At 72.8% G+C, this 9,824-nt stretch carries 7 protein-coding genes; 3 read left to right on the top strand and 4 right to left on the bottom strand.

Going from position 1 to position 9,824, the window contains the following annotated elements:
• Window positions 1-278: 278 nt before the first annotated feature.
• Window positions 279-632 (top strand): hypothetical protein, encoded by a 354-nt coding sequence (locus CCN35_RS16745; RefSeq protein ID WP_067394613.1) that lies wholly within the window; start codon window positions 279-281, stop codon window positions 630-632.
• A gap of 195 nt (window positions 633-827) precedes the next feature.
• Here the strand turns inward: CCN35_RS16745 and CCN35_RS28930 are convergent, their stop codons facing one another.
• Entirely contained in the window at window positions 828-2,030 is a 1,203-nt protein-coding gene (locus CCN35_RS28930) for a C40 family peptidase (RefSeq protein WP_086793328.1), read from the bottom strand.
• A gap of 281 nt (window positions 2,031-2,311) precedes the next feature.
• Between CCN35_RS28930 and pcrA the strand changes: the two genes are divergently transcribed.
• Window positions 2,312-4,780: a DNA helicase PcrA gene (gene pcrA, locus CCN35_RS16735; RefSeq protein WP_086793326.1), complete on the top strand. Its 2,469-nt coding sequence runs from the start codon at window positions 2,312-2,314 to the stop codon at window positions 4,778-4,780.
• Window positions 4,781-4,932: 152 nt separating this feature from the next.
• Here pcrA and CCN35_RS16730 read toward each other — a convergent pair whose 3' ends face one another.
• Together CCN35_RS16730 and CCN35_RS16725 are read right to left on the bottom strand one after the other, a co-directional pair.
• A complete protein-coding gene (locus tag CCN35_RS16730; RefSeq protein ID WP_086793324.1) occupies window positions 4,933-6,510 on the bottom strand; it encodes a M23 family metallopeptidase in 1,578 nt (525 codons plus the stop codon).
• Between the two features lie 74 nt (window positions 6,511-6,584).
• Window positions 6,585-7,451 carry an esterase/lipase family protein gene (locus CCN35_RS16725; protein WP_067394601.1) on the bottom strand — a complete coding sequence of 289 codons (867 nt, stop codon included), beginning with the start codon at window positions 7,449-7,451 and terminating at the stop codon, window positions 6,585-6,587.
• Window positions 7,452-7,873: 422 nt separating this feature from the next.
• On the opposite strand from CCN35_RS16725, the gene icmB reads away from it, so the two are divergent.
• A complete protein-coding gene (icmB, locus tag CCN35_RS16720) occupies window positions 7,874-8,290 on the top strand; it encodes a coenzyme B12-dependent isobutyryl CoA mutase small subunit (RefSeq protein WP_067394675.1) in 417 nt (138 codons plus the stop codon).
• 149 nt (window positions 8,291-8,439) lie between these two features.
• Here icmB and CCN35_RS16715 read toward each other — a convergent pair.
• The coding region (locus CCN35_RS16715; protein ID WP_107501062.1) for a DUF5691 domain-containing protein at window positions 8,440-9,824 on the bottom strand (1,385 nt) is incomplete at its 5' end.

Raw genomic sequence — 9,824 nt, 5'->3', positions numbered from 1 at the left:
GTGGTGTTCCGGCTGCCGCCCCTGGCGGGGGCGGTGATGGGGAGCCGATCACCTGGGGAGGACGCTAAAGCGCTCCGTGACCGAACGGTGACAGCATGTACGGAAGTGGCGCGGGTGAGGCGCCGGGTGACCGTATGCGACCGGGAGCCGGTCACAAGTGCATCGTCTTCGGACGGTGCGATGACCGATGTGCGACTTCCCGGGACAGGGGCCGTGCGGGGCGCTCCAGGGGTGGGGCGGTGTCCGGGGCGTACGGGCCGCTGATTAGGCTCCGGCCCATGGACGTACTCATCCATCTCTTCGTCGGGCTGCACATCGTCGGCATTGCCGCGCTGCTCGGCGGTTTCCTCACCCAGATGAAGGCGATGGGCCAGGGCACGGCCCGGTTCGTGCCCGGCATGCTGCACGGTGCGCTGACCATGCTGGTCACCGGTGTCGCCCTGGTCGGCCTCAACGAGGCCCAGGACCACTATGTGAACAACATCAAGATCGGCGTGAAGCTGGCGCTGCTGGTCGTGATTCTCGCCCTGGTCTACGTCAAGCGGGACGAGGAGAGGGTGGACAAGGGCCTGTTCGGCCTGGTGGGCCTGCTGACCACGGCGAACATCTTCATCGCCGTGCTGTGGACGTGAGGCCCGGCGCACTGTTGTGAGCCCCCGCGGGCCGCGTGGCGTCCGCGGCGGCCCGCCACGGCCGGTCCCGGAGGTCCCGGACGCCGGCCGGCTCCGCCGGCGGGGCATGCGCGGGGGCAGGGGAGGAGGCCGAGGCGGCCGAAGGGGCCCTCCTTCTCCCGGGGCTCTCGGGCTCTCCCAGGACTTCCCGGACTCTCAGGCGGGGCGCACCACGTGGTGGACGGACGACCCGCCGCCGTGGGGAATCGGCTCCTCGCAGACGCAGGAGCCGGGCCTGGGGGCGTGGATCACCCTGCCGTCGCCGGCGTAGACGCCGACGTGGTCGGCGCCGCCGGAGGGGGAGGCGAAGAAGACGAGGTCGCCCGGCCGGGCCGCGGTGAGCGGAACCGTGGTTCCCGCGTGGGCCTGGTCGTGGGTGGAGCGGGGCAGGGTGACACCGGCGGCCTTCCACGCGGCCTGGGTGAGACCGGAGCAGTCGTACGACCCGGGGCCCGACGCCCCCCAGACACACGGTTTGCCGATCTGCGCACGGGCGAAGGCGAGCGCCTTCTCGGCCTTGGTCGCGCCCCCGGGGTCCGACGCGGGAGCGGAGGAGGCCGGCCCGGCCGGTGCGGCCCCGGCAGGAGCGGGTCCGGAAGGTACGGCCCCGGCAGGCACGGGTCCGGACGGCTCGGGCCCGGCGGGCACGGCCTCGGAGGGCAGGGGCCCGGGCGAGGCGGTCCCGGCCGGTACGGCCCCGGAAGGAGCGGGGCCGGAAGGCGCCATGGGCTCGGACGCGGCCTTCAGCGCGGCCGCCGCCGACAGCAGGACGCGCGCATGGGCCAGCTTCTTCTGCGTGGCGGTCTTGGCCGCCGCGATGTCGTACTCCGGCTCCGCCAGGGGCTCGGGAGCCCGGGATGCCGACGGCTGCGGCGGCACGCCCGGCCGCACGGCCGGCCGGGCGGCCGGGGCACCGGTCGGGTCCTTGCGGCGCGCGTGCAGCCGGCTCAGCACCCGGGCCTGGTCGAAGTAGCCCTGCGGGGCCTCCTCGAGCAGCAGGGCGGCGACGTCGTCGGTGCGGTGAGGGGCGGCCGTGAACGCACCCAGCTTCTGGCGCGCCTTGGCGAACACGTCGGTGCGCTTGGCGACGTCGTCGAGCAGCGCCGCGACCCGCCCGCGCTGCCGTGCCCCCTTCTCCTGCTTCCCCCGCGAGGTCCGCTGCCGGCTCGCCGGTCCGGTGCGGCGGTACAGGTAGTCGAGCTTCTTCTCGACCTCCTCGGGAGTCGGCCTGCCGCCGCGGCCCGCGGGGACGGTTCCCGGGGACCGGAAGGCCGGGGCCGGGGCATCGGCGGTCGGTGCGGGGGTGCGCGTGCCCGTTGCGCGTGTGGCCGCAGGATGTGCCTTGCGGTGCGACGCCAAGGGGGCACTCCTTCCATCGTCCGCCTGCCGGACCGGCGTGCGGCCTCGACCGGACCGCATCGTCCGGCGGGGCTGCCGGCGGGGGGTCGTGCGATCGGAGGCACGGTAACCAACATGTGTGACTTATGTGAAGTTCACTGCGCAGTATGTCCGATACGGTTCCGATATGTTTTTGTGACCTCGCTGTCGGGTGGTCCGGGCAGAGGGCGCGGCCCGCGGGAACCGGCCGTCCGCACGGGACAGCCGCGGGCGTCGGCGGGGCACCCTAGACTCGTACAGCGATGAGCAGCCTCTTCGACGACAGCTTCCTGGCCGACCTTCAGGCCCCGCACGGCCCCGAGGACGAGCCTTTGCCGCCCCCCGAGGACGATCAGGCCCCGGAGCCGATTCCGGACGATCTGTTCGGCGGGAAGTTCGATGTGCCCCCGGACCCGGACGCCCATGGACGGGACGCCTACTACCGCGACGGCGCCCACCGTCCGGTCGTGGACCCGGCCGCACTCCTCGAGGGGCTGAACGACAACCAGCGCGCCGCCGTCGTGCACTCCGGCTCTCCGCTGCTCATCGTGGCCGGTGCGGGCTCCGGCAAGACGCGTGTGCTCACGCACCGCATCGCCCACCTGCTGGCCGAACGGGGCGTCCACCCCGGCCAGATCCTGGCGATCACCTTCACCAACAAGGCCGCCGGCGAGATGAAGGAGCGCGTCGAGCAGCTCGTCGGCCCGCGCGCGAACGCGATGTGGGTGATGACCTTCCACAGCGCGTGCGTGCGCATCCTGCGCAGGGAGGCGAAGAAGCTCGGCCTGACGTCCTCCTTCTCGATCTACGACGCCGCCGACTCCAAGCGTCTGATGGCCCTGGTCTGCCGCGACCTGGACCTCGACCCCAAGCGCTTTCCGCCCAAGTCCTTCAGCGCCAGGATCAGCAATCTGAAGAACGAGCTGATCGACGAGGAGGACTTCGCCGCCCAGGCCGCCGACGGCTTCGAGAAGACCCTCGCCCAGGCCTACGCCCTCTACCAGTCGCGGCTGCGCGAGGCCAACGCCCTCGACTTCGACGACCTGATCATGACGACGGTCAACCTGCTCCGCGCGTTCCCGGACGTCGCCGAGCACTACCGCCGTCGCTTCCGGCACATCCTCGTCGACGAGTACCAGGACACCAACCACGCGCAGTACGCCCTGGTACGGGAACTCGTCGGCACCGGCGAGAACGGCCTGCCGCCCGCCGAGCTGTGCGTGGTCGGCGACGCCGACCAGTCGATCTACGCCTTCCGCGGCGCCACCATCCGCAACATCCTCCAGTTCGAGGAGGACTACCCGGACGCGACGACGATCCTGCTGGAGCAGAACTACCGCTCCACCCAGACGATCCTGTCCGCCGCCAACGCGGTCATCGAGAACAACCGCTCCCGCCGCCCGAAGAACCTGTGGACCAACGCCGGTGCGGGCGCCCGTATCACCGGCTACGTCGCCGACACCGAGCACGACGAGGCGCAGTTCGTCGCCGACGAGATAGACCGTCTCACCGACGCGGGCGAGGCCAAGCCCGGCGACGTCGCCGTCTTCTACCGCACCAACGCCCAGTCCCGTGTCTTCGAAGAGGTCTTCATCCGCGTCGGCCTGCCCTACAAGGTCGTCGGCGGTGTCCGCTTCTACGAGCGCAAGGAGGTCCGGGACGTCCTGGCCTACCTGCGGGTGCTGGCCAACCCCGAGGACTCCGTCCCGCTGCGGCGCATCCTCAACGTGCCCAAGCGGGGCATCGGCGAACGCGCCGAGGCGATGATCGACGCCCTCGCCCAGCGCGAGAGGATCAGCTTCGCGCAGGCGCTGCGCCGCGTCGACGAGGCGTACGGCATGGCCGCACGCTCCGTGAACGCCGTCAAGCGGTTCAACGCGCTGATGGAGGACCTGCGGACGATCGTCGAGTCCGGCGCCGGACCGGCCACGGTCCTGGAGGCCGTCCTGGAACGCACCGGCTACCTGGCCGAGTTGCAGGCCTCCAGCGACCCGCAGGACGAGACCCGCATCGAGAACCTCCAGGAACTCGCCGCCGTCGCCCTGGAGTTCGAGCAGGGCCGTGAGGAGGGCGAGTCGGCCTCGCTGGCCGAATTCCTGGAGCAGGTCGCCCTGGTCGCCGACTCCGACCAGATCCCCGACGAGGAGGAGGGCGACGGAGTCATCACGCTGATGACCCTGCACACCGCCAAGGGCCTGGAGTTCCCGGTGGTCTTCCTCACCGGCATGGAGGACGGCATCTTCCCGCACATGCGCGCCCTCGGCCGGACCGAGGAGCTGGAGGAGGAGCGGCGCCTGGCCTACGTCGGCATCACCCGCGCACGGCAGCGGCTGTATCTGACGCGCTCGGCGATGCGCAGCGCCTGGGGGCAGCCGACGTACAACCCGCCCTCCCGCTTCCTGGAGGAGATCCCGCCGCAGTACGTGGACTGGAAGCGGACGGGCGGCTCGGCGCCCCTGCCCCCCGGTCCCGCGTCCGGGGTGGCGGCCTCGCTGTCGTCGTCCCGGTCCCGCTCCTCGGCGTCCGGCGCCTCGGGGTTCGCCACCCGCCGTGCCACGGAGAAGCCGGTGGTGTCCCTCGCCGTCGGCGACCGGGTCACCCACGACCAGTTCGGGCTGGGCACGGTGATCGCGGTCAAGGGCACCGGCGGCAACGCCGAGGCGACGATCGACTTCGGCGACTCCAAGCCCAAGCGGCTGCTGCTGCGGTACGCACCGGTGGAGAAGCTGTAGCCGGGAAACGGCGGGGGAATCCGCAGCGCGGAAGAAGCCGCAACAGGGGAATCAGGGCCCGCCGCCGCCGTCTCCCGTCGCCTTCCCCTCGTTCGTCCGGAGACCGGGAGGGCGACGGCAGGCCCTGGACCGGGTCGAGGTCGGCGCAGGCCCTAGAGCGGGTTGAGGCCGTGACTGCGCAGCCACGCCAGCGGGTCGATGGGCGATCCCCCGGCGGGCCTGACCTCGAAGTGCAGGTGCGGACCGGTGGAGTTGCCGGAGTTCCCGGAAAAGGCAATCGGCTGTCCGGCCTTGACCGTGGTACCGGAAGGGACCTGGTAGCTGGAGAGATGGCAGTACCACGTCTCCGTGCCGTCCATCGCGGTCACGATCATCATGTTGCCATAAGCGCTGTTCCACTGCGTGCGGACCGTGCCGTCGGTGGCGGCCAGCACCGGAGTCCCGTACGGGACGGGGAAGTCGATGCCGGTGTGCGCGGACATCCAGTTCACGCCCGCCTGGCCGAAGAAGGCGCTGAGTCCCTTCGGCAGGACGGGAAGGGCGAACTTGGGACGCAGCCGCTCCCTGCGGGCCGCCTCCTCCGCCGCCTTCCTCAGCTCGGCGGCCTGCTTCGCCTTGAGGTCGATGCGCTCCTGGTACCTGCTGGCCCGGCCGGCGAAGTCGTCCGCCCCGGCGGACACGTTCCGCAGCTGGAGGTCGAGCTTCGCGTTGGCCTCCGACGCCTTCACCGTGTGCGTGTCGGCCGCGGTCGCCGAGGTGTCCTTGTCCTCGTCGGCCAGTCCGCCCACGGAGGCGGCGGCGATGCCCGCGACGCCCATCACGCAGACCGAGGGCACGGCCACCGTGAGCAGTGCGGAACGCTTGGCCGGGCTGCGGCGCCGGGAGCGGGAGGCCGCCCGCGGGGCCGGGACCGGGTCCGCGGCGGTCTCCTCCTCGTCGTCGGGCGGCTGCGGAACCGCGGGCATCTCGCCGGTGGCGGGCTCCTCCCGCGCGGAGGGAGGCGCGCCGTGCGGGTCGTGCGAGTCGTGCGGCGCGTGCCGGTCGTGCGGGTCGGCCTCGCCGAGGTCCTCGGCGGGCGCGGCGGCACCGTCGCTGTTCCACTGCGTGGCGTCGTACGCGCCGGTGTCGAAGAACTGCGTGCCCCAGTCCCACTGCTGGGTGCTGTCGGCGGCCTGCTGGTCCGGCTGCGGCCAGACGCTCGCGTCCCACTGGCCGCCGGTGTCGACGGGCCCGGACTGCGGGGGGACGAAGGGCTGCTGCTGGTAGCCCGTCGTCCAGGCGGTCATGCCGTACGCGCCGGTGTCGTGGACGGTGTGCTGCTGGGCCGTGTACGGGTCGTGGTACGGCGCTCCGTGGTCGCCCGAGGGCCAGTGGACGGTGTCGTACGAGCCCGTGGCCTGGGCGCCGTCGGCCGGGACGGCACCGAAGAGAGGATCGACCGGGAAGCCCCCCGTGTCGTGGGCGCCGGTGTGGAAACCGGTGGCGCCATGGGCGCCGTAGGCGGTGAAGTCGCCGTACACGGCTTCCTGGGTGCCGTACGGCGCGCAGGGCGTCGAGGCGGTCCCGGAAGCCGGAGCCGGGGCGGTCGCACTCCCCGACGGGTGACGATCGTTCACCAACTTCTCTTTCGCCTCGACTACAGGGGCTGGCAGAGCAGTGCGGCGACTGTACCCGGCGGTATGCGGACGCGACAATCTTCGGCGGGTTTCCCGAACACAGGAAACGGGCATTCAGCCGTGTTTCGCCGGTCCCTCGACAGGACCTTGGCTTTTTGTTCGATGTACGTTCGATTTACGTCGGGCCGTCAGGCCACGGTCAGCCCGTCGGTGCGCGCGGCGGACGGATCGTCGGGCTGCACGGCGTCGAGCGCCTGCCGGATCCCGGTCGCGACGGCGGGGTGCACCGGCAGGGCGAGATGGCCGATCCCGCTCACCCGGACGTTCTCCGCCCGGAGGTCCGGATGGTCGATGCAGGCCGACTCCAGCGGGTCCATCAGATGGTCGAGGTCGCTCCAGAAGCTCACGAACCGTGTGCGGCAGCCCGGCGCCGGACCGGCCAGCTCCTTGATCAGGTCGGAGTTGGGGCGCATCTGCCGCACGATCGGGTGAGCGTTGGCCAGCGGTGCCACCCGGGTGCCGGAGTGCGGGGTGCCGAGGGTGACGAGGGTGCGGACCCGCAGATCGCCACCGAGCCGCTGCACGTAGTAACGGGCGATCAGCCCGCCGAGGCTGTGCCCGACCACGTCGACCTGCCTGCTGCCGGTGCGTTCGCAGATCTCCTCGATGTGCCGGCCGAGCAGTTCGGCCGCGGTGCGGATGTCGCAGGTCAGCGGAGAGTAGTTGAGCGACTCCACCCGGTGCCGGCCGTGCTGGGCGAGGCTGCGGCGCAGCAGGACGAACACCGAGCGGTTGTCGATGAACCCGTGCAGCAGCACGACCGGGGGCTTGGCCTGTGCCGGCAGCTCGGCGGCGCCGGACTGTGCGGGCACCCGGCCGACCTGGCAGCGGCGCTCCTGGATGATGCCCGAGGGGTACAGCAGGAGATGTCCCGCGAGGATCGCGAGCTCCAGGGCGGTCGCCTTCAGGAGGGCCAGCGAGAGTCCTGCGAGCCTGCACGGAAGCAGGCGCTGGCAGAGCGGGAGAATGGGGCCTGCGACCTTGGTGACCTTCATGGCCGACCTCCTGTCGGCACGCCGGAGGACGGCTCTGTCCCCCATGTGCCCTCATGGGCAGTTTCGGCGGGGGCGGCCGACGGGGCAAACCGCGCGCCGCCGTGCCGTACCCGTCCCGGGTGCCCTTCCTGCCTTCGCCGACCCGCCGCACCGCCGCGGTGCAGGGCCTGCGGTGCGAGGGGGCGACGGCCGCATTGCGGCTCCCCCCGGGCTGGTTTTCCCTGCTCGCAGAGCCGGAGGGGGTGCCTCACCGTGTGATTTCCCCCTCGCTCCGCTCCGTGAAACTGCCGGTTGCGGGATGCTGGAGATAACGTGCGTTCACTTCCCCGGACGGTGTGGTGCGGGGCGTCCGTCCTCCTGGTGCGGTACGTGTCGGTACGGATGGATGGACGGATGGATGAAGTCGCTTCATGGAGGCAGTGATGGGTGTGGCAGCCGGTCCGATCCGCGTGGTGGTGGCCAAGCCGGGGCTCGACGGCCACGATCGGGGCGCCAAGGTGATCGCGCGCGCCCTGCGCGATGCCGGAATGGAGGTCATCTACACCGGGCTCCACCAGACCCCGGAGCAGATCGTCGACACGGCGATCCAGGAGGACGCCGACGCGATCGGGCTGTCCATCCTCTCCGGGGCGCACAACACGCTCTTCGCCGCCGTGATCGACCTGCTCCGGGAGCGCGACGCGGAGGACATCGTGGTCTTCGGCGGGGGAATCATCCCCGACGCGGACATCCCCCTGCTGAAGGAGAAGGGCGTCGCAGAGATCTTCACCCCGGGGGCGACCACCCAGTCGATCGTGGACTGGGTACGGGCGAACGTCCGGCAGCCGGCGGAGGCGTAGGACCCGGCGCCGGCCGGGCGGGGCCGGCCCGTCCCGGAGGGCTTCTCCGCCCGCGGAGCCCGGGGGAGCCGGACGGCGGGGCCGTCCGGGCCGGAGGGAGGCCCGGGGGCCGTGCCCCCGGGGACGGCCCCGGCAGCCCACGGCCCTGCTCAGCCGGACCGGGACGGCCCCAGTTCCTCCTCCATGGCGGAGCGCAGCCGCAGCGTCGTCACCAGCCGCTGGAACGCCTCCGCCCAGTACCCCCCGGCCCCGGGCGACGCGTCCTCCGGCTCGTCCGGAACCGCCAGCAGGCCCTCCAGCCGGCTCGCCTCCGCGGGATCCAGGCACCGCTCGGCCAGCCCCATCACTCCGCTGAAACTCCATGGGTAACTCCCTGCGTCCCGCGCGATGTTGAGCGCGTCGACCACCGCCCGTCCCAGGGGGGCCGCCCACGGCACCGCGCACACCCCGAGCAGCTGAAAGGCCTCGGACAGCCCGTGTGCCGCGATGAACCCGGCCACCCACGCGGCCCGTTCGGCGGCGTCCAGCGTGCCGAGCAGCCGGGCGCGCTCGGCCAGCGACAGAGCGCCCGGCCCGGCCGCCTCGGGTGCCGAGGGAGACCCGAGCAGCGCCCGTGCCCACGAGGCGTCCCGCTGCCGTACCGCCGCCCGGCACCAGGCGGCGTGCAGTTCGTCCCGCCAGCCGTCCGCGACCGGCAGCGCCACGATCTCCTGCGCCGTGCGCCCGCCCAGCCGCGCGTGCCACGTCCCCAAAGGCGCCGCCTCGACCAGCTGGCCCAGCCACCACGACCGCTCGCCGCGTCCCGTCGGGGCCCTGGGGACGACGCCGTCGCGCTCCATGTCCGCGTCGCACTGGTGCGGCGCCTCGACGACGACCGTCGGTGTCCCGCGCGTGTGGTCCAGGGCCACACAGGCCCCGGCCCGGGCCGCCATGCGCGCGGCGAAGGCCGACCCGGGCAGCGCCGAGAGCAGCTCCGCCGCCGTGGCCCGGACATTGCGGCTGCGGTCGGACAGGGCCTGCTCCAGGAACGGCTCGTCGTCCGGGCCCAGACCCGTGCGCAGCGAGTCGAGGAACATCAGCCGGTCCTCGGCCCGCTCGGTGGCCCAGGTGGAGGCGAGCAGCTCGCGCGCCTCGGCGGGCCTGCGCGCACGGAGCGCCGCCAGCAGCGCCACCCGCTCCGCGAACAGGCCCTCCTCCCACAGCCTCCGGACGCGGTCCGCGTCCTGCGGGCCGGGCAGGGAGACACCCGGGGAGGCCCGCAGGGCGAACCGCCAGTCGGGGTTGAACCGGGCGAGCCACAGCGCGCGCGGACCGCCGAAGGTCAGGACGGCCGGACGCAGGTCCGTCCGGCTCCGGGCCGCGTCCAGCAGGGCCGGGAGCGCCTCCGGAGGGGCGGCGTACCCCCGGGCGTTGGCCGCCGCGAGCCACTGGGGGAGCAGTTCCATGAGGTCGGGAGCCGCGCCCCGGCGGCCGCCGCCCGCCGCGCCGGGCCGGTCGGCCAGCAGCGTGGCGAGTCTGCGGGCCGCCGCGGCGG

This window comes from Streptomyces thermovulgaris, assembly GCF_002155915.1.
Taxonomy (GTDB): Bacteria; Actinomycetota; Actinomycetes; order Streptomycetales; family Streptomycetaceae; genus Streptomyces; species Streptomyces thermovulgaris.
Note: the sequence above shows the minus strand (reverse complement) of the source record. Positions and strands in the feature narration are given on the sequence as shown.

Bases quoted from the DNA above. Each gene is read 5' to 3' on its own strand.
- CCN35_RS16745 (WP_067394613.1), top strand. From the start codon at position 279: ATGGACGTACTCATCCATCTCTTCGTCGGGCTGCACATCGTCGGCATT.
- pcrA (WP_086793326.1), top strand. From the start codon at position 2,312: ATGAGCAGCCTCTTCGACGACAGCTTCCTGGCCGACCTTCAGGCCCCG.
- CCN35_RS16730 (WP_086793324.1), bottom strand. From the start codon at position 6,510: ATGCCCGTTTCCTGTGTTCGGGAAACCCGCCGAAGATTGTCGCGTCCG.
- CCN35_RS16725 (WP_067394601.1), bottom strand. From the start codon at position 7,451: ATGAAGGTCACCAAGGTCGCAGGCCCCATTCTCCCGCTCTGCCAGCGC.
- icmB (WP_067394675.1), top strand. From the start codon at position 7,874: ATGGGTGTGGCAGCCGGTCCGATCCGCGTGGTGGTGGCCAAGCCGGGG.